We start from the raw sequence: 18654 nt of genomic DNA, 5'->3' as shown, positions 1-18654 counted from the left end.
CATCGCAATGCGCGCCGACAAGACCGACCAGAGCTTCACTTCAATGATCTATCTGGCCGCGGCCGCGATAAACTCCAGATGAATCCCAACAGACCCTAGTTCGCAGCTGCCGTGGCGGGTAAAAACGAGCCCCGCCACGGGTCTGGGGCAGGATAATATGTCAAGCTTGAGAGGGCAGCGTTCTTTGCTTCGTTCGCGTCGGCTTGGCCTCCGCGGTGTGCTCGCTGACTCAGTTCAAGTCAAACTCAAGCCGAGGTCACCGCAGTTTTTTTCGATGGTGATCGGTCGGCTTGATTGATTTTCAGGTAGCGCTTTCAAGTCGGCTTCATCGTGCCAGATGGGTGGCTCAGTTCTAATCTCAATTCATTTGGCGAAGCGTTCTGGGCGGCTTTGCAGGGCTAGTAACGTAAGCGATAGTGGCGCATTGTGCACAACCACTAGGACCACGTCCGGAATCGCGTTTGTCGAGACGTCTCGCGATTGACGCTGCCGCACAAAAGCAGGTGGCCAGCCCAGGAATAGCAACCATATGGCCGCTGACGATCTTCCCTTTTCATCTACGGTCTCATCCGTTGTCGATGCCTTCTTGAAAAAGATCGAGGACCAGAAAACCCTTTCGCGGGCGTCTTTGTCGGCGCTGCGAAAGGCACTGGCGGATCATCAATTGGACGCCGAGAGCCTACGGGCGGCCATTTTCAATGCTGCTGAGCCGAGCAATGATCCAGATTGAAGAAATCGAAATTGTCGAGTTCCGTGGAATTCGTCATCTCAAGCGCTCGTTGGGCCGAAGGAGTTTTGGCATTGCGGGGCCGAACGGTACTGGCAAGAGCGGCATCGTGGATGCGATCGAATTTGCCCTCACCGGAAACATCACTCGTCTCGGCGGTGCGGGCACGGCGGAGCTGAGTGTCAAGGCGCACGCTCCACATGTCGACGCGAGCAAAAAGCCCGAAACCGCGCTCGTTCGCCTGCAGGTCTATGCGCCCGCTCTCAAAAAGAGCTTCATAATCGAGCGGAGCGTCAAGAATCCAGGCGCCGCGGTACTCAAGCCGAGCAGTGCTGAAACCAGGGCGCTTCTGGCGCAGCTCGAAACCCATCCTGAGTTTGCCCTGTCTCGTCGAGAAATCATCAAATATATTCTCGTTCCTGCAGGCAAACGATCACAATACGTCCAAGAGCTGCTGCGCCTTGATCAGCTCGAAAAGCTGCGGGTCTCACTCCAACGCGTCGCCAACGATGCAAAACGCGACCACGGAAGGGCCGAGGTGGAGGATCGGCGGACCAAGTCCGATTTCTTGCACCATCTCGGCATTGCCACTCCAAACAAAACTGATCTGCTTGCTTCTGTAAATGCTCGTCGAGCTGTGCTGAAGCTCGATCCTGTGGCGGACCTCGCGCCGGAAAATGCCTTGAAGGTAGGCATCAATCCAGATGCCGAGCACGAGGCGCCGCAGCCATTCTCCAAGCTCGGCGCCAAGAATGACCTTGCGAGCTTCCTGAAGAGGCTGGCTGTCTCACAGGAAACAACCATAACTGGCGCAAAGTCGGATGCAGTCGCCGCTCTCGCCCAGCTCACGGACGATCCGGCTCTGTTAAGGGTTGTCAAGCAGCGCGCTTTGGTTGAGCGGGGTCTTGAGCTGGTCGAAGGAGACGCTTGTCCACTGTGCGACGGTCCCTGGGAGATGGCCCTCCTGGCAACACATCTTCAAGAGAAGATCGCAAAGGCAGATGCAGCCTCGACGGCATTGAAGCAACTGGCGCTGGCGATCGACCCCCTCGCGGCTCACCTGCGGGCGATGGCGCTTGACGCGGGCAAGGTGGCCGAATGGTGCGAAAAGGCCAATCCTCCTATAGATGCCGCGTCGCTGCGGTCCCACGCAAAGGCCCTCGACGGTGACCGCGACACACTAGACAAGGTCGTCCGGGACCCGGCAGCGATCGCCCAGGCGCTGCAAGCCCTTGGTCGACTGGGGGCATCGCCCGCGGTCGAGTTGCTTCAGCCCGCCGATCGTCTGGCGGCCTATATCGAAACGCTCTCCGACCCTTCAAAGGAGGAAGAAGCCAAGGAATTCTTGATCGTCGCCCAAGAGAAATACGATCAATGCCGCGGGACGCAGCAGACCCTCAATATCGTGGCCCAGCAGGCCGAAACAGCTTCTGCAGTGTTTAGCCACTACGGTACGGTCAGCACCGCAATGTTGGAAGGCATCTACGACAAGGTGCAGAAGGACTTCACCGAATACTACAGTTTCATCAACCGCGACGATGAGGCCAAGTTCGAGGGCAAGCTCTCTGCATCATTGGGCAAACTGGCCTTCGATGTCGACTTTTACGGACGAGGCAGATTTCCTCCGGGGGCCTACCACAGCGAGGGCCATCAGGATGGCATGGGGCTTTGCCTCTATCTTGCACTGGTGAAGCACACGCTCGGCGACGGATTTACGCTTGCCGTCCTCGACGATGTGCTGATGTCGGTCGACGCCGGCCATCGTCGTGAGGTTTGCGCGCTCCTGAAGCAGAAATTTCCAAACACGCAGTTTGTCCTGACCACTCACGACGGCGTGTGGCTCAAGTTCATGCAGAGCGAAAAGCTGGTTCAGAGCACTCTTAGCTTTGGCGGCTGGACGGTCGACAGTGGCCCACAGGTCTGGAACGAGGGTCACGTCTGGACGCAGATCCAGAAACACCTCGCCAATGACAATGTATTTTTGGCGGCAGGGACTTTGCGACGCTATCTGGAGTTCACCTCGACGATCCTTGCGGATAATCTGCGCGCTCGCATCGAATATCATGGAAACGGACAATACGACCTGGGCGATCTCTGGCCCGGGGTGTTAGCCGCATGGAAGGCCCGTCTCAAAGAGGCGCGCGACTCCGCCTCCTCGTGGGGGAAAAATATTCAGGATGCCGAAGCGCTCCAGATAGAATCCAAAAAGCGGGTGGCGGCGACAAAGTCCGAAGAGTGGATGATCAACAAGGCGGTTCACTACAACGCCTGGGCGGACCTGCAATCGAAGGAATTCGCTGCGGTCGTGAGTTCGTTTCAACAATTGCTTCAACTGATGCAGTGCCCCAACACCGATTGCGGCGAATTCCTCTGCGTTTCGCCTATCAAGGGTGACAAGGAAGTGCTCCGCTGCAGTTGCAGCGCTGTCAGTCTCAACCTCGTGCCGAAGAAGAACTGATGCTCCTCGCCCGGCCCAGACCGTCGCTGACGCGTGTATGTGAACCTGTGGCCACGCACCCTCGAGGCCGGACCATGCGGTGAAGTTGGTCCGCTCGTCGCCCCGCGCGGGCTCTGGATCGACCGGCAGCGCCGATGACGGATCGCGATGATCGCGCATTCATTGTGGCCTGACACCGCTATGATGATGGGCGCTGCACCTGGGGTTGGTGCCGACGATAATGGCCGCAGGGGTTCAGGATCAGGCCGCACGCCGGTCGGCGGCCGGCTTCTGCGCGGGCAGAAGGCCACTGAATCGCGAACAGTGCATTCGCCGGACCGGCTGTCTTCGAAGCGATAAGCCGGCACCGGAGGACCGCTGCGACGAAAGGTTCCGGCTTGCGGGTCTCGTTGCCGCTTACCTATCACCTTATACGCCCGTGCTCCGGTCTGAACCCGATTGTGACAGAGTTCCCGGACATGGACTTGATGCCTTTGAGAGATGCGTCACGCGAAGCGTAGTGGCGGACCAAGTTGGTCAAGAGGTGCGGGCTCCAGCCGGGATGGCGATCTTCAGCGGCGCGCGCCAGTCCGCGTGCAATGGCGTAACTGGTCATCAGAGAGCCCAACGACGGTCCTGCCGTGTAGCTCACGCATCATTTCAGGGCGTCACAGCCTAGACTATGATTCGGACCGGGAGTGCGGAATAACCGTGCACGAAGTTCGATGCAACGCGTTCCGGATCGCCAACGACCTCGACCTCCATGCGCTTATTCAGTATCTCCTCCCAGAGGATTTTAAGCTGCAGCCGCGCGAGATGTCGACCAAGGCAACGATGGATGCCGTATCCGAACGAGAGATGTTGGTGCACGTTCTTGCGATCGATCGTAAATTTGTTGGCGTCCTCGATGACCTCATCGTCTCGGTTGCCAGAGATGTACCACATTACAACCTTGTCGCCTCGCCTGATTTGTTTGCCTCCCATGATAATGTCCGCGGTGGCGTTGCGGCGCATATGTGCGATGGGCGTTTGGTACCGAATAATCTCGGACACAGCGCTCGACACCAAGGCGGGATTATCTCGTAGCTTTCGTAGCTCGGAGGGGTGCTGGTTCATGAACAGCAGGCCACCGGTGATCGAATTGCGCGTGGTGTCGTTGCCCCCCACGATCAGTAGAATGAGATTGCCAAGAAACTCACGTGGCTCCATATGCCGAGTCCCGGACGAGTGCGCCATCATCGAAATGAGATCAAATCGTGGCTCGGCATTTATCCGCTCCCGCCAAAGCCGAGTAAAATATGTCAAGCACTCGGACAGGATTGCGCTTCGCTTGCCCCAGCTGTCGATCGCCTGCCCAACCGTCGGCGCTGCAACGGCTACGTCCGACCAGTACGTCAGGAGCCGGCGATCCGCGAACGGAAAGTCGAAAAGTGTGGCCAGCATCTGCGTCGTCAACTCGATCGAGACCATATCGACCCAGTTGAAGGCTTCATTGCGCGGCAGGCCATCAAGGATTGTTCTAGCGCGACTGCGGATTAATCCCTCGAGTTTTTCCAAATTGTCCGGTGCGAGTATCGGACTTACGGTGTTGCGCTGCGCGGCATGTTTGGGAGGACCTGCCTTGATAAAACTCGGTGTCCAATGTTCCTCGGGCACGTCGAGGATCGTGACACCTTGCTCTGACGAGAATATTTTATGATTTGTATCGACGGCCACGATATCGCGGTATCTCGTTATCGACCAATATGGTCCGTATGGGCTGTCTTGGCAGTGGTGAACGGGATCTTCCCTTCGCAGCCGCTCGAAGCAGGGCCATAAGCTATCATCTTGAAATCGTCTAGGTTCGCTTACATCTAGATCTCTCAACGGGATGCCGCGCACATCTTCGCCTCCGCGCACGTTAAAGGGCGTTTTCATGACCGTGTCCATTTGGTCTTTTCTCTTTGGAGAACCCGATCTCGACAGGTCGTAACCGCATGGATTGCGTGCCGAGTGCTTCAGTTGGGAAGAGCGTCTCGCCGAAGCGGCAAAGAATATTCAAAAAACTCAGCGGCGGCCCCTACCAGTTCCGGCAGGAGCGAGATCGCCGCCACTTTGTCTATGCGAGCGGAACGCCGCCAGATGAGTCGGCCACGTCTCATTGCGGAAGACTCGCGGCGGCCCGCTTGAATTGTGGCCGCTGCGAAATAGGGCCTGACTTCGGCATGCTCAATCTCAACAACGCGATCGGGCAGGGGACCAACGCGGTGGTCGCGGTCGCGCGTTCAATCAAACAGAAGATGGAGATGTTTGGACGGCGCTTGGGTAATGTTCCAGCGGCATGTCAAAGACCAAAGCTACAATTCCTTCGGCGCCTTGCGCGCCATCAAATAACCAACTGATCCGATCCAAGCACGGCCTTGGCCGCCGCGGCTTCACCATTTACTATCCTCGCCGCTGGTGCTGCTAGGAACGTGCTCCCACTTTACTTCCTTGATAAAGGGCATCGTCTAGCTCGCTCGTGTGGTCAGGCGTGTGCTCCCGATCTGTGCCAGGAGCTCGTCAATAGTTAGGCACGGCGCCTCTGGCGCGACGCTCTGCGCTTCTCCGGCAGTACAGGGATCGGAACGTGCGGAAGTGAAAAAGACGCCCCCGCCCGCCAGCCCGCCCTACACCCGGGAGGTGATGCATGCGCTGTTGCTGGAACACGTGACTGGGCAAGCGTGCTCGCACATCGTGGCGGTCGGCCGCTTGAAACGGATTCCTGGGTTGAAGCATACCGGAAAAGACAACTACGCCTGGTTGTTCAAGGGCGAGGCGATTTTCTGCCTGGCGTCGGGCCCGAGCCTCACGGCGGAGATCTGCCAGCGTGTGCGCGGCCGGCGGTCGATCGCCATCAACTCGTCGGCCGTGCTGGCGCCCTGGGCGAGCGTGCTGTTCTTCACGGATTCCGGCTGGTACGAGCCGCGGCGCCAGCTGGTGGCGAACTGGGATGGCCTGGTGATCTCGATGTCGCAAACGGCGAAGCGCGAGATGCCGGACAAGGTCAAGCGCGTACAAGGCGAGGGCGACCCCCAGGCGCTGCCGGGCTTCAGCCGCGGCCCGCACGTGATCCAGCAAGGGAGGTCGTCTCGCCACACCGCGGTGAGCCTGGCGATCGCGCTCGGCGCGACGCGGGTAGTGCTGCTCGGCTATGACATGCGCATCGTCGCGGACCGGGAGCACTGCCACGACGAGAAGGGCTCGGCCCGCGATTCCGAGATCTATCAGCGCGAATTCGTTCCGGGCTTTGCAGGCTGGGACGAGGCCGCACGCGCCGTCGGCGTCGAAGTCATCAACGCGACTGAAGGCAGCGCGCTGAAGCAGTTTCGGTTTGCGTCGCTCAACGACATCCTGAGATCGGCCGCTTAAGAAAAAGGCGCAGCAAAATTTAAACATCGGGCTCTCCCGCGAGCAGATCCGGGCGGCAGTGCAGGCCGACTTCGTGGAGCTCTATGCCGCTTTGAATTCCGCGTACGTACCAACCTGGTGCCGCGGCTTCTGAACAGCGGGCTTTCTGACAGCCAGGTGCTGGACTTTACGCGGGCCAATTTTGCGGACCCGGCATTGCCGCTCGGAAACTTTAATTTCGGACGGGGACAAGAGGTTGGATGCCGTAAACTTTGGCGAGTACGTTGATCAAGGAATAAGCCACGTTCTCCGCATCAGCATCGAATAGAACGCGAACGGGGCAGTGCGGAGGCGTCTCGGTTGTCGGCCAGATGCGAGTAAGTCCCAGGGCTGAACCGTACTCCTCGATCTCCGGCATGGACATATCGAGTTCTGGGGCAAAGTAGTAGCTGTGAAAGAGCAGATTGCCGATCACACCGGTCGTGATTTGATGGTCGGGCCTTGCGTTGAGTGGTGAATGCTTCACGTCGTAGAGGGTTCCTGCAACGTGCGTGATGCGACCTCTCCATCGGTTGGGGTTTATCTTCGCAATCCAGATTTCCCAGCCGTCGATGGGATCTCTGGTTCTTCGGAAGGTATCACGCTGCTTGGAAGGGATCGCTGCTGTACGGGGGTCGCGGAATTCGTAGACCATTGTGAACATGGTGATCCATGCCGCCAGAGACCTTGAAGCCCAGCGATCTAGAGTGGGCCAAGTAGCCTGCAGAAAAGGAACGATGTGCGGCTTTGCTCTTGTCTGCAACCTGCTCATCCAGCCGCTGTTGCAACGTTCGCACACACAAGGGATCGTGGCGGTTAGCATGTCGCCATTCCAAATCCGTTCGGCGTGCAAAGTCCCACTGAATGAAGCCGTGTGCATTCGCTTCGAAAAGGCTCGTGAGACGTAGGTTTGTATCCATTCGGCCCAAATGTGTTCGTGAGATAACGGCCCCCCTCCGCAGAAAACGCATGTCTTGGGTGTTTCGCCTATCGACATCGGCCTAAGTATCATCTGGCGGCCCCTCCGAAGTGGCCACTAAAACACACGGGTCACTTCTCATCCAATCAGGGAGCCGCGCTGCGCGTATTCTCAAACAGCCGTTCACCCCCTTAGCCGCTTAAGCAACGCAACGCGCTCGTCGTTTAATTCGCGAAGATATTGAGCATTGGAAAGCTGCGTCTCCTGCCACTCGATGCGATCTTCCGCGGTCCAAAGGTAACACTCGCGATCGAAGCGTGCTTTTTCGGCATTACCGTATTCTGTGTAAAGTTTGATATCACGTTCCACCTGGTCCAGTTGTTCCTGGATAGTTCTTGGCATCAGCCGTTCCCTTGGCCTTGCCTCCAGCCGGCGTTAGTTTTCGGCGCAATCTATGTGGCTAGCAACATGCGGTTCGCTCTCCTCGGTAGTTAGACGCATAGTTTGTTCGTAAAGGTTATTCCGTAAGATTGTCTTCATCTGCGCGACTGTCGATGCGACTTGGTTCGCGCAATGGCAGTCCTTCCACTCCCTCAGGGAGAGTTGGCCAAAATACAACCATACTCGGAGTACAGAACAGAGAGCGGCGACACAGAGCGCCGGCCGACTGCTACGGCCCGACTGCGGCGGGGGTTTCTCCTCCTTTACCCCGCCGCGCCCGAAATCAGATCTGCTGCAAACGGCATCCTCTTCTTTTCTCGCGCAATCAAGGAACAGAATTGACAGTTCAAATCGGCGTCAATGGCCACTCCATGTTCGCCTCCGGGGCGTACCGCCAGATCAATGACGAGGACGTCTTCAAGACGCTCGCCGCACATAAACTCAAGCGATACCGCCTGACCATTCCTCTGGCGGCTGACACTGATCCATGGGTAGCGACGCGCTTCACCTCGATCGTGGGCCTTGCCGCCAACTATGGCGTCACTCTTGAACCTGTTCTGGCGCTTCCGCTAATGTGGGGCGACAAGACCGATGCCGGCAAGTATCCTGCCGGCGAAGCTGCTGCGATCTACTCCCAGGGCTACAATCGGACCCTGGCGTTTGTTCGCCAGTTCGCATCTTCAGTTGGCGACTGGGAACTTGGTAATGAGATCAATCTGACCGTCCGTGATGCCAACGGCTCTCCGTTGTTCGGCGAGGGGTGGGCCTCTGCCGAGTTCGCTGCATATCCGTCGATGGCCGACTTCGCCAATCTCTTGCGGGGAATGTCGGACGCGATCGAGCAGGTACGCCGCGACACCGGCAGAAACCTTCGGCGCATCGTCGGCACCACATCGACGATGTTCGGCTACATCGACTTCATGAAGGCGAATGGCGTCAAGGTCGATGTGCTCGGCTATCACTATTACGAGCATGCCGGCGTGGACCCGACGAACTACTGGGGCGGAGTTCGTCCCAATTTCAACCTGTTCACAAAGCTGTCGAGCTACGGCGTTCCAGTCGCCATCAATGAGATGAACGGCGCCGAGATCTACGACTCAACGTTCGTCAACACCTCGACGTCTGCGTCGATGTCGGCCTGCAACTCAAACCTGGATGCGATGCTGGCGAAGTTCTCTCAGTATTCGTTCATCGAGTGGATCGATCTCTACGAGCTGATCGACGAGCCGGACAAGACTGGTCCCGATGGTCGGTTCGGGCTGATGTTCGATCTGTCGACCTCGAAGCCGCTCATGTCGACGGTTGACAAGTATACGGGTGGACCCCAATAACAGCGGCGCTATTCCGGCGCAGATTTTCGGCTAGACTCCCTTCAGGGGTGAGCACATAGGGACTGCCTATCAACCCGTGGCATTTCTGCTAATGTTGTGGTCTAAAGCATTAATTCCCGTTCATTTGTTGGGAAACTCGCTCCTACGCCGGGAGGGTCCAGTGCCTGATGAACACGACTCCACTTTGCGCGATGCGCATTGGAAAATGTACTCAGAGAATTCGATCCAAGCGCGTCATCACGAGACGCAACGAGCGGCGGTAGCATCTACATTCATAGGCATTTCGGGCGCAGTCATCGCCTTCATGACTTCGGACAAGACGCTGAGTCCTTTGGACCTGCCGCCTGCACTGCTACTCGTTCTGCTCGGCATGTTCGGAGCAGTGTTTTCCGCGAAGCAATACGAGCGGATACAGCTACACACGCGGCGCGCACGGGGCTATCGTGATGCCTATGATGCGCTGCTTCCAGGGTCACCTCTGAGAAGCATCAGACGGATCGCGGATGATGACAACACGCGAGAATTTCCGAAACTGAGTGTTCTACGTCTGAATCAGTTTTGGATTGCGATGAACCTTGCGATCTCTGGACTTGGCGTTTGTCTCGTGATTGTGGCTCTATTCTTCCCGATTCGGGTCATAGCCCCGTAATGGCGTTCGTAGGTCGCCTTCTCGACGGTTGCCTTCACTCCCTTCAAGTCACTGAACCTCCAGAGGGGCGCAAAATTCCATGACCGCCATCCTCATCACGTCGTTGGTCGAGCGAAGTCATCTCAGCACCGGGAGAAGTCTTATTCTGCAATCACAATCTTCGAGCCGTTGCGGGTCGCCCGAGACCCGCCATGTCGAAGGCTTCGATTCGACCGGAACGAAGAAGAGAAGTGTATTCCGACAACATTGAATAGAGATTGAACCCGCCAATCGCAAAAGCACAGAAGGCAATGAACCACGCGCCGGAATCATGCGGCCAAGTCACAATTGCCCATATTCCTAGCCTGACCAACCCAGCATTGATCGCCAGGCGGACAATATTGGTGTGATTAAGGACATAAGCAACAACGGCAAAAAGGAATACTCCCCCAGCGATGAGGGCCACCAAAACGAAAAATGAAGAAAGGCCTTCGATTGGTGCGGGCATTTAACTTCCCCGCGCGGCTACCATGATGGATGAACACCGGTGCAAGGCGGAATTTCAGCACCTGCAGAACGAACTCAATCTCGCGACCGGCGCCGGGCCGACCGACATAGTAGCGCTTCAACACGCGGCCCGCCGGATGAGCGGCATCGCAGCCCGCCTCGAGGCTTTGGGTGGTGACGATTACTCACAGTGATACCTCGTCGTCTCCCGTAATCGTTTCTGTCACCCAGCTTGTCGTCGTAGCAAGCCATCTGGTGGTGCCTTGCGTGGCGCGCGGCGGTGCATCATGCTGTAACGCCGCGCTGATCTGGCTAAAATCAAACGCAATACACCTGGCGCCTTGCTGACGTATCTGGTCGAGCCCGACGAACCGGCGCTCGATGGCATGCCGCTGCTCAAGGCTGCGGCGGGCCACTGGACCGGCCGGTCTCGAAGATGGTCGTCACTGCCTCATCTGCAGTTCATACTTGTGACCAGTCGGGACATCGGCGATGTTGCTCAGCACGCCTGACATCGCCAAGCCGACCAAGTTGGTACCGCCGGAACATGCCGGGCGTGCTGGGAAGCGTGATCTGCCCGTTGAGGGAGCCGTCCATGGGCGAAGTTAGCACGATTGGTCGGGATTTGGCTAAGTCGCTGTTCCAGGTGCATTGGATCGATGTCACGCGCGCGGTCCTGATGAAGCGGGTAAGTCGGGCAAAGGTGCTGGAGTATTTTTGCCAGCAGCCACGTTGTTTGGTTGGGATCGAAGCATGACCGTCAGCGCATCATTGGGGCCGCGAACTTCAGGCGCTTGGACATACGGTCAGACTGACACCTCCGAGCTATGTGAAGGCCTACCTCAACCGCAGTAAGAACGACGCGAATGATGCGGCTGCAATCTGTGAGGCTGTGACGCGGCCGCCGATGGGTTTTGTCCCGGTCAGGAGACGACGGAGCAGCAGCCGTTTTGATGCTGCACCGGACCCGACAATCGCTGGTGCGCCAGCGTACCAATGTTGAGCAATGCACTGCGCGAGCACCTGGCCGAACTCGGCATCGCGTCGGCCAAGGGGCGCAACGGGACAGCGGAGTTACTAAGGATTATCGATTGTCGGGGGCGAGACTACAAGGAACGGAAGCTGTCGCTCGCGGCATGAGGCAGGCGGACTACGAGATGGCAACACCAATAGACGAGCGCATGACGACTTAATGCAGATACCTCGTTCCGAGAATCGGGAGAACCCGCTTTCAGACGGTCAACGCCCGGTGGGCGAGGTAGAACATCGCGAAGGTGGAAATGATGAGGCTTGTCCGGGAGAACGACGCTCGCACTTGGACAGCAGACTCAGTGTGCGTGGCTTGAGGATGGGCATGTGACCCGATGGGGCAAGTTTCGCGCCTTATTGAGCGTGGCGGACTTCCGTCCGCCAGCGCGGACGCGCTCTTGTGTCACATACCAGATTAGGCAAGCATGAAAAGTGCTGTACATAGCCGATCCGCGCTGGAAGATTGTGGTCGCCGACCGCGCGAAGAGACCCGCGATGTGGTTGCCGGGGCGCCTTGATCTGCTTTGATTCCGCTCGACCGACCAGATAGAAGAAAAGCGTAATCGAGTTTTCTGTGATCGCAGCTCTGGCCCCAAACTAAAGTTTCTTTCCTTCTGGATCAGCCATGAGAAGGCTTAGTACCGGCGTCGGTTGCGCTAATCAGAGATGTCTTTCAGTGCTTCCACCAAAAGCCTATTGTCGTCTTCAGTGCGGCTTGCGATGCGCAGGAATCGTTTGCCATTCTGAAGAGTCTTGCCGCCATTGTGCCTGATCAATATCCGTCTATCTTTTAAAAGTGTTGAGGCGATCACGTCCCCATCCGGCCAATGGGGCGGGAGTTCGCAGAACACGAAATTTGCGTCGGGCTTCAGAACTCTCATTCCGTCGATGCTGCGCAGGTCTGCGTATAGTTTGTCCCTGTCGCTGCCCACCCTCACCCAACTCTGCTTTGCAGCGTGCGCCAGGTAAGGAAGCTTGCTTAGAAAAAACTCAGCAAACGTATTAACATTCCACGTGGGAAGGGCGGCTCTGATTTCGTCCATCGTCTGTACATTTGCTGATGCCGCATACCCGATCCGTAAACCGCATGTCCCGTAAATCTTTCCAAGACTTTTGAGAACGATCACATTGGGAAATTCCAGCAAGTGATTTTCCAGGCTTGCACTTCGCCCGAGCTCACTAAACTCGATAAATGACTCATCGATCAGTAGGAGTTGCTGTTGAGCTCGAAGCGCGGAAGCCAGATATAGTAAATCCGCATAGGGAACCATCCGCGAAGTGGGATTATTCGGCGATATCACGACTGCGCCGTCGACACCATTTGCACGCGCAAATGCTGCATAGCGGTGCACATCGAGTTCAAAATCTGGCGGTGACAGGAAAAAGCGTGACAACCGCCCGGGCAAGGCTGTGGTTTCATAGGGATTGAAGGTTGGGACCGGGACAGCAATCCGCATACCCAGTCGGCCAAGGAGGATGGGAATCAGTTCAGCCACGCCATTGCAAATGACAAGATTATTAGCCGGCGTCTTTACCGCATCCGCAAGAAGCTGGACCAGCTGCGCATTAGGAGAGGGATAGCAAGTAATAAGCCGCGGTAGAGCGTTCTTAAGTTCGTCAAGGAACGCCTGCGGCGGAAAATATGGATTTACCAGAAGGACGAAGTCCTTGATGTCATATTTCCAATAGCCGCCGGGGAATCGGTTGACCAGGTCAGAAACCTCGTCCGGCCTAAGGGTTACGGCGATTTGTGCTGCGGTGTTCATGAGTGCGACTAGCTCAACATTTCAGGGCAAACGAAAATCGTAGGATGGTCGCGATCTCCCGACAAGCTCCCGGCGAACAAGCATCGAGCAGTGCCGATCCGTGCGGAGATGTTCTCGGCAACAAGTCTGGTGCACGCCACGGTTGACGAGACTACACGTCATCATGTGAGCTGCATGGAGTGAAGCCTGCAAGCCCAAGAAGGCCAGTCGCTGGATCATACTTCCATCCGCAATCAAAAGGAGCGACTGGCTAAAACCACCGATGACGCGACGGCGAAGATGCTTATTGCCGTATACATTGTTGCGCTGAGTGGTGGCACGCGAAGAGGCGCGACATGCGCTATAGCGAGCAGCAAGAAGGCAATGTTCACGACGTCCGGAAATGCTTCAGCGGGAATAAGAGGCTTAAAAAGAAATAGAAGCGCCAGGAGCGGCACGTCGTATGATAAGGGGATGCCCAAGAACTGTCCATCACGCGACCTGCCAAAGTTCGCAAAGTAGCTAAGCCTTATTGCTCCCGTCACCAGTAGAGCGGTTGCGGTCGCAAACGCGACTTGTGAAGCTTGGCTGACTTGCACCACAACTGCCGCAGGCACAACGGCTCCATAGACGATATCTGCAAACCCGTCGAGGCTCGCTCCCATTTTTGCGACATCTGGATCCCGACCTTTCGTGCGACCTGCCACAAACCCGTCCAGGTGGTCCGATAGAACAGCCCAAAGCGCCGCTGCCACAGATAGCTCCAGGCGGTCAGAGAGAGCTAAAAACAGGCTGGCGGAGGAAAAGAGAAGACCTGTGATCGTTATCGCGTTCGCTGGATCCCAAAGGTATTTCAGCATTGAACTCTCACCTCGTTTGCAAATCACGTCTCGCCGCGTAGGCATTCGTTCGGTCCTTGAAAATGCGCTCGGCAATCTCCAAATCGTCCGCGTTATCAATTTCGTACCAGCTGAGGCCATCGCATCGCGCCGCGGCGAGCTGTAGGCCTCGCCTCTCTATCAGATAACCCAAAAGTTCTTCGGTGTAGGTTTGCCGAGCTCCAGCGGCGATGATATCGTCCAGTGTCGGAACGATCGTTGCCTTGAGTGTCGGCGCTGAAAGCCGTAGGAGGTTCATCGTCTTGAAAAGCTTTGGGCCGTCCGCAACAAGATCTGCCGCGGTTTGCTTCAATCGGAAACCTGAGATGAAGCCGCTCTTCGACAACAGAACGGCCGACCCTTCCATTGAATCATCGAAGGGAACGACTGCAGCTACGTCGGTCCCCTGGCAGACCATCAAGTGTCGCAGCGCATCCTCTTCGAAAAAGACGTCGCCCTCGAGAAGAAAGCAGTCTCCGGAGAGAAGAGCGTCGCGCGCTAGCCACAAAGAATAGGCGCTTCCGGTGCGGTCGAAGACGGTCGACTCGACATATTTGATTTTGAGTTCGCCAAAGGTGCTACCGCAGGCATATTGAATGGCGTCTTTGCGGTAACCCACCACGATCGTCACCTCTTCCACGCCGACAGATTCCAGATTGTGCAGAGCGTTGTGAAGAATCGAAGTTCCGTTGACCTCGACCAGCGACTTCGGCCGCAGATCTGTCAGAGGACGCAGGCGAGAGCCGCAGCCAGCGGCGAGAATGATGGCGTTCTTGGGAGCATCGGTCACAGTTTAGTTCCTTTTTCGTCGCGCCTCTAAGGTGAAAGACCGACGGACTTCTTGCGCCGGCTCAGGCGTGCTGAAGCGAGATCAGGTCTGCCGGAGCCATCTGAAAATGGAGCCCAAGCGTTAAGACAGACAAATGGTTCTCGTCGGTCCTTTCACCAGAGAGAAGGGAGGCGCTGGATCCGGTGCCTCGAGCTGCCGAGATGGAAAGTGCGCATTTAGGTTGAGTGAGGCGGGATACGCTATCTCAGGGCATCTCAGTGCAATGATAGGCATTTGAGATTGCAGTCGAACTTGGCCAGCTCGGAGGAAGTCCAGGACAGTAGGTGGACAACGAAAATGCGCTCCTGTGTCGATGAAACCCTATTTGCGCAGTTCAGCGTCGGGACGCAAATATCGCGTTTCCGCACGGGCGAGTTCGTCGTACTTGAACAGTTCGAAGACTTCCTCGAGAGTAGCGATGTGCGGCTCAATGCTCGCGGTGCTTTCCTCAGCGATGATGCGACCGCAGACTTGACGCATTGCCGCTATTGCCGCTCGCATAGACTGGTTGGCCCAGATCACCGTAGAGATGCTGGCTTTTCGGTATACAGAGATCGGTGTTCGATAGTATTTCGTCGGAACGATCACGACCGGCAGTCTGTTCTGCCAAGCGCGCGCGAACGAAAGGACTTCGTCCGCGGTGCTCCTTCGCGAATGAATGAGGATCGCATCGGCTCCCGCGTCAGCGTAGGCGTGAGCGCGCGAAAGTGCTTCGTCCATCTCATGCCCAGCGATCAAGGCCTCGATCCTTGCCACCAAGATCAAGTCGTCCGCGACTGTATCCTTCACTGCCCGGAGGCGGCCAGAGAATTCGTCGATATCGGCGAGGGGGTGCCGATGCCCAACAAACGAGTTCATCTTAGGAAAGCAACTGTCCTCGAGCGCCACGCCGGCTGCTCCACGCTGACGGAGCCTGCGTGTCACGAGGCGCGCATTGTTGAAATTCCCGAAGCCGCCATCTCCGTCAACGAGCACAGGCAGTCCGCTCGAGTCCACGATCCGCTCGACTACATCTACGAGTTGGCTCCACGACGCTTCGTTGGCATCGCGGTAGCCCAGGGAGCAGGCAATTGACAGGCCGGACGCCCAGAGGCCTTTGAACCCCGCGCGCTCAGCGATTGCGGCGGAGAGACCATCATGCGCTTCCATGAGGAACGATAGCTCTCTGCGGCAGCAGATTTCGGCCCGCAGCATTTCAGCAGGTGAGGAACCAGCGGATTGATCAGGGCCGTTGGCGCGAACAGATGCTAATCGGTCTTGCATGCCAATTCCTTGTGATGACGGGCCTAACGTGTAGACCGGCCGTTTCATCAATCGATAGGTGACATGCTTCCGTCATCTAGATCAATTGCGAGGGTTGGTAGTTGACCGCGCCCGCAAACCTGCTCCGTGTCGGAGTGCTCAAGAGTCATCTTCCGCGTGGTCAATCGCTATGTCGGCAACTTGCAGCCCATGCCGAGCGTCTTCCCCAGCTATCCCGCGCCTGTGATCCGTAATCAACCGAAGCCTAGGACTGAGACGCGCGCTTAACTTTCACGCACGTTTCGTTTGTCTGTAGGGCGCCGCGGTCTTGCCTGTCCTGCCACGTGCGAGGCTCGGCTTGTGGCGGCTTCAAACACACCGCAATACGTCCGTCGAGTTGCCATAGCTCGATGTCGTTGGCATCAACTAGCTGCTGAGCACGTTCCCGTGCTTTTTGCTCGTCGGCACACTGCAAATTGGCCACGCTTATAACGTGGCGGTCGTGATCCAAAAGGTAAGCTCGGTAGTGCGCCATCCCCTCCCCAAGAAATTGACCGGGCCCAGACCCTCGCTGGCTTGATCATCGGACCATCACCTCAATCCTTCAATGAGCGTTCTCCGGCCGAGCGCATCGTTCGCCGTCAGAAGCGAACCGCCAAGCATTGCCAAGTAGTTTGGCAACTCGCAATCGGGAAGCGCGTTCATATTGCGCACAAACGAGGCGACCGAGTTCCTAACATCAGCTCGGTCGAGATGATCGAAAGCCCGCTGCTTGCACCGCTCGACATATTTGTCGCGCGTCATCTCAATTAATAGGAAATGTTCCATTTCGTCTCCCCAACCGATGACTGCTTCCAATAGTGAAGTTGGAGCCGAGCGGATTTGGCCCGTCTGTCCGAGGGGCGACAAACGGCTGCGCGTTTGTTCGCAAATGTGGGAATTAGGACAGAGACACACATCGCGACCGCACTGTCGGCGCCGGGCGGAGTCCAACCCAGATACCGGGTCCGACGGCGCAGGTTTTCTGACGCGCGAGAGCTATCAATCGCTGCGCCTCCTGCTTTGACCATTCGCGTGGCCTTTGACATAGCCGGGGCTCGATCGCCATGTCACCTCAGTAAGGAAGAAGGCACGCGAGCTCGGATTGCTACTCCAGAAGCAGGCCGACCCCTCGCAATTCCCTGCGAAGTGAAATCATTCAATGTGGAGCATCGCGCGCCACCGCCACCTGCGCGTAGAATGGCGTAGGCCGCTTCAAATGGAGTTCGAGAATCTCCTTGGCAGCCGCGGGGCGCCATGCCGCGAACGATGTCGTCAGGGCTGAACGCCTGGATCGGGTCTTGGTCGTGTAAAAACACTGTTGCATGACGCGGACCAGCGCGGTTGAGCTCAGGCTACCGCAATCCGATCAATTTGGGCAAATTTTACGGCCACTCGACCAGAACTCATCCTGACGCAATGTCGGGGGCGTTTAGATTCTTGTCGAGCCGCGCCTGAGCGCGTTCGAGAACGTCCTCGTGCACCCACCGCTTGATACGACGTTGCGGGCTCGGCGTGCACTTCGATTTGAGTGGACAGGTTTTGCAGGCGTTCGTCCAATAGTTGCGCAGCTTCTGGCCGTCTTCCTCGCTGGTATAATATTATTTGAGTTGCTTACCGGCCGGGCAGCGATAAACATCCTCATCTGGCAGATAAGCAAAGTCCTGTTTGCCGAAGCGCCCAGAAGCCTTCGCACCCGATGTCGTCGGCTTAGGGTTCAGACTCAATTGATCCAATAAGCGACGAGAGCGGCGAGGTGGACGGCGGCCAAGAAGTTTCTGGCAAGTTTGTCGTAGCGAGTAGCAACACGCCTGAAATCCTTGAGCCGGCAGAAACAGCGCTCGATAACATTGCGCCCTTTATAGAGGCGCTTGCTGAAGCTGTGGAGGGTTACCCGGTTGGATTTGTTTGGAATGACGGGTTTCGCGCCGCGATTGACGATTTCGGCGCGAAAGCCGTCGCCATCGTAGCCTTTGTCCCCAATGAGGGAAGACATGGGCGGCGCGAGCTTCAAAAGGGCCGGCCCTGCGGCAATGTCTGCGGCTTGTCCCGGAGTGAGATGAAATGCGCAAGGTTTGCAATCAGGGTCGCTCAGCGCGTGGATTTTCGTGGTCCGCCCACCGCGCGAGCGGCCGATCGCCTGTTCACACTCCCCCCTTTTCCGCCGCTCGCCGAGCGATGCGCTTTGATCGAGGTGGAGTCGATCGACAAAGCCACTCGGTCCTTGCCGCAGCGGGCGAGCGCTTCAAAGATCGCCTGCCAATGTCCGCGCTTAGCCCAGCGATTGAACCGATTGTAGATCGTCGTGTAAGGGCCATAGTCGGACGGGCAATCGCGCCAGCGTGCGCCGCACTGGAGCATGTGAATGATACCGCTGATAATGCGTCGATCGTCTTCGCGCGCCGGGCCGGTCTGGTTCGTTGGCAGATGCGGCTCTATCTGAGCCCACTGCTTGTCGTTGAGCCAGAACAGTCCTTTGCGCATCGAAGTCCCC

General features: G+C 57.1%; 15 protein-coding genes and 3 pseudogenes. 7 read left to right on the top strand and 11 right to left on the bottom strand.

Going from position 1 to position 18654, the window contains the following annotated elements; translation table 11 throughout:
• Window positions 1–529 precede the first annotated feature (529 nt).
• A complete protein-coding gene (locus tag IVB48_RS23155; protein WP_247403262.1) occupies window positions 530–730 on the top strand; it encodes a hypothetical protein in 201 nt (66 codons plus the stop codon).
• Window positions 717–3185: an ATP-binding protein gene (locus tag IVB48_RS23150; protein ID WP_247403258.1), complete on the top strand. Its 2469-nt coding sequence runs from the start codon at window positions 717–719 to the stop codon at window positions 3183–3185. The genes IVB48_RS23155 and IVB48_RS23150 overlap by 14 nt, the downstream gene beginning before the upstream one ends.
• Before the next feature lie 654 nt (window positions 3186–3839).
• Here the strand turns inward: IVB48_RS23150 and IVB48_RS23145 are convergent.
• Window positions 3840–5081, bottom strand: a complete 1242-nt coding sequence (locus IVB48_RS23145) for a cytochrome P450 (RefSeq protein ID WP_247403268.1) — start codon at window positions 5079–5081, stop codon at window positions 3840–3842.
• Window positions 5082–5780: 699 nt separating this feature from the next.
• Here IVB48_RS23145 and IVB48_RS23140 point away from each other — a divergent pair.
• Complete coding sequence (locus tag IVB48_RS23140) at window positions 5781–6554, top strand: hypothetical protein (protein WP_247403255.1); 774 nt, start codon at window positions 5781–5783, stop codon at window positions 6552–6554.
• Window positions 6555–6765: 211 nt separating this feature from the next.
• Here IVB48_RS23140 and IVB48_RS23135 read toward each other — a convergent pair whose 3' ends face one another.
• Both IVB48_RS23135 and IVB48_RS23130 read right to left on the bottom strand, forming a co-directional pair.
• On the bottom strand, window positions 6766–7227 hold the full coding sequence (locus tag IVB48_RS23135; protein WP_247403252.1) for a hypothetical protein: 462 nt from the start codon (window positions 7225–7227) through the stop codon (window positions 6766–6768).
• A gap of 447 nt (window positions 7228–7674) precedes the next feature.
• Complete coding sequence (locus IVB48_RS23130) at window positions 7675–7893, bottom strand: hypothetical protein (protein ID WP_247403250.1); 219 nt, start codon at window positions 7891–7893, stop codon at window positions 7675–7677.
• A gap of 377 nt (window positions 7894–8270) precedes the next feature.
• Here IVB48_RS23130 and IVB48_RS23125 point away from each other — a divergent pair, with 377 nt between their 5' ends.
• Window positions 8271–9263 carry a hypothetical protein gene (locus IVB48_RS23125; protein ID WP_247403247.1) on the top strand — a complete coding sequence of 331 codons (993 nt, stop codon included), beginning with the start codon at window positions 8271–8273 and terminating at the stop codon, window positions 9261–9263.
• Window positions 9264–9423: 160 nt separating this feature from the next.
• The gene (locus IVB48_RS23120) at window positions 9424–9912 is read left to right on the top strand and encodes a hypothetical protein (protein WP_157642934.1); all 489 of its coding nucleotides are present in this window, start codon (window positions 9424–9426) and stop codon (window positions 9910–9912) included.
• 151 nt (window positions 9913–10063) lie between these two features.
• On the opposite strand, the gene IVB48_RS23115 is transcribed toward IVB48_RS23120, so the two are convergent.
• Window positions 10064–10399 (bottom strand): hypothetical protein, encoded by a 336-nt coding sequence (locus IVB48_RS23115; protein ID WP_247403245.1) that lies wholly within the window; start codon window positions 10397–10399, stop codon window positions 10064–10066.
• Between the two features lie 22 nt (window positions 10400–10421).
• Here IVB48_RS23115 and IVB48_RS23110 point away from each other — a divergent pair, with 22 nt between their 5' ends.
• Both IVB48_RS23110 and IVB48_RS23105 read left to right on the top strand, forming a co-directional pair.
• Window positions 10422–10592 carry a hypothetical protein gene (locus tag IVB48_RS23110; protein WP_247403243.1) on the top strand — a complete coding sequence of 57 codons (171 nt, stop codon included), beginning with the start codon at window positions 10422–10424 and terminating at the stop codon, window positions 10590–10592.
• 401 nt (window positions 10593–10993) lie between these two features.
• Window positions 10994–11466 (top strand): annotated as a pseudogene (locus IVB48_RS23105) (transposase); the annotation flags it as partial.
• Between the two features lie 617 nt (window positions 11467–12083).
• On the opposite strand, the gene IVB48_RS23100 reads toward IVB48_RS23105, so the two are convergent.
• The 7 genes and pseudogenes from IVB48_RS23100 to IVB48_RS23070 form a co-directional block, all read right to left on the bottom strand.
• Window positions 12084–13193 carry a histidinol-phosphate transaminase gene (locus IVB48_RS23100; RefSeq protein ID WP_247403240.1) on the bottom strand — a complete coding sequence of 370 codons (1110 nt, stop codon included), beginning with the start codon at window positions 13191–13193 and terminating at the stop codon, window positions 12084–12086.
• A gap of 233 nt (window positions 13194–13426) precedes the next feature.
• Window positions 13427–14032 carry a CDP-alcohol phosphatidyltransferase family protein gene (locus tag IVB48_RS23095; protein ID WP_247403237.1) on the bottom strand — a complete coding sequence of 202 codons (606 nt, stop codon included), beginning with the start codon at window positions 14030–14032 and terminating at the stop codon, window positions 13427–13429.
• Window positions 14033–14039: 7 nt separating this feature from the next.
• Window positions 14040–14840 carry a phosphocholine cytidylyltransferase family protein gene (locus IVB48_RS23090; protein ID WP_247403234.1) on the bottom strand — a complete coding sequence of 267 codons (801 nt, stop codon included), beginning with the start codon at window positions 14838–14840 and terminating at the stop codon, window positions 14040–14042.
• A gap of 360 nt (window positions 14841–15200) precedes the next feature.
• Complete coding sequence (aepX, locus tag IVB48_RS23085) at window positions 15201–16073, bottom strand: phosphoenolpyruvate mutase (RefSeq protein WP_247403265.1); 873 nt, start codon at window positions 16071–16073, stop codon at window positions 15201–15203.
• 639 nt (window positions 16074–16712) lie between these two features.
• A complete protein-coding gene (locus IVB48_RS23080) occupies window positions 16713–16949 on the bottom strand; it encodes a hypothetical protein (protein ID WP_247403231.1) in 237 nt (78 codons plus the stop codon).
• A 638-nt stretch (window positions 16950–17587) separates the two neighbouring features.
• Window positions 17588–17875, bottom strand: a pseudogene (locus tag IVB48_RS23075) (transposase); the annotation flags it as partial.
• A gap of 8 nt (window positions 17876–17883) precedes the next feature.
• Window positions 17884–18644 (bottom strand): annotated as a pseudogene (locus IVB48_RS23070) (IS5 family transposase).
• Between the last annotated feature and the right edge of the window lie 10 nt (window positions 18645–18654).

The sequence above is a fragment of the Bradyrhizobium sp. 76 genome (assembly GCF_023073025.1).
GTDB lineage: Bacteria > Pseudomonadota > Alphaproteobacteria > Rhizobiales > Xanthobacteraceae > Bradyrhizobium.
Note: the sequence above shows the minus strand (reverse complement) of the source record. Positions and strands in the feature narration are given on the sequence as shown.

Bases quoted from the DNA above. Each gene is read 5' to 3' on its own strand.
- IVB48_RS23135 (WP_247403252.1), bottom strand. From the start codon at position 7,227: ATGGTCTACGAATTCCGCGACCCCCGTACAGCAGCGATCCCTTCCAAG.
- IVB48_RS23100 (WP_247403240.1), bottom strand. From the start codon at position 13,193: ATGAACACCGCAGCACAAATCGCCGTAACCCTTAGGCCGGACGAGGTT.
- aepX (WP_247403265.1), bottom strand. From the start codon at position 16,073: ATGCTGCGGGCCGAAATCTGCTGCCGCAGAGAGCTATCGTTCCTCATG.
- IVB48_RS23155 (WP_247403262.1), top strand. From the start codon at position 530: ATGGCCGCTGACGATCTTCCCTTTTCATCTACGGTCTCATCCGTTGTC.
- IVB48_RS23110 (WP_247403243.1), top strand. From the start codon at position 10,422: ATGATGGATGAACACCGGTGCAAGGCGGAATTTCAGCACCTGCAGAAC.
- IVB48_RS23145 (WP_247403268.1), bottom strand. From the start codon at position 5,081: ATGAAAACGCCCTTTAACGTGCGCGGAGGCGAAGATGTGCGCGGCATC.
- IVB48_RS23130 (WP_247403250.1), bottom strand. From the start codon at position 7,893: ATGCCAAGAACTATCCAGGAACAACTGGACCAGGTGGAACGTGATATC.
- IVB48_RS23150 (WP_247403258.1), top strand. From the start codon at position 717: ATGATCCAGATTGAAGAAATCGAAATTGTCGAGTTCCGTGGAATTCGT.
- IVB48_RS23095 (WP_247403237.1), bottom strand. From the start codon at position 14,032: ATGCTGAAATACCTTTGGGATCCAGCGAACGCGATAACGATCACAGGT.
- IVB48_RS23080 (WP_247403231.1), bottom strand. From the start codon at position 16,949: ATGGAACATTTCCTATTAATTGAGATGACGCGCGACAAATATGTCGAG.
- IVB48_RS23115 (WP_247403245.1), bottom strand. From the start codon at position 10,399: ATGCCCGCACCAATCGAAGGCCTTTCTTCATTTTTCGTTTTGGTGGCC.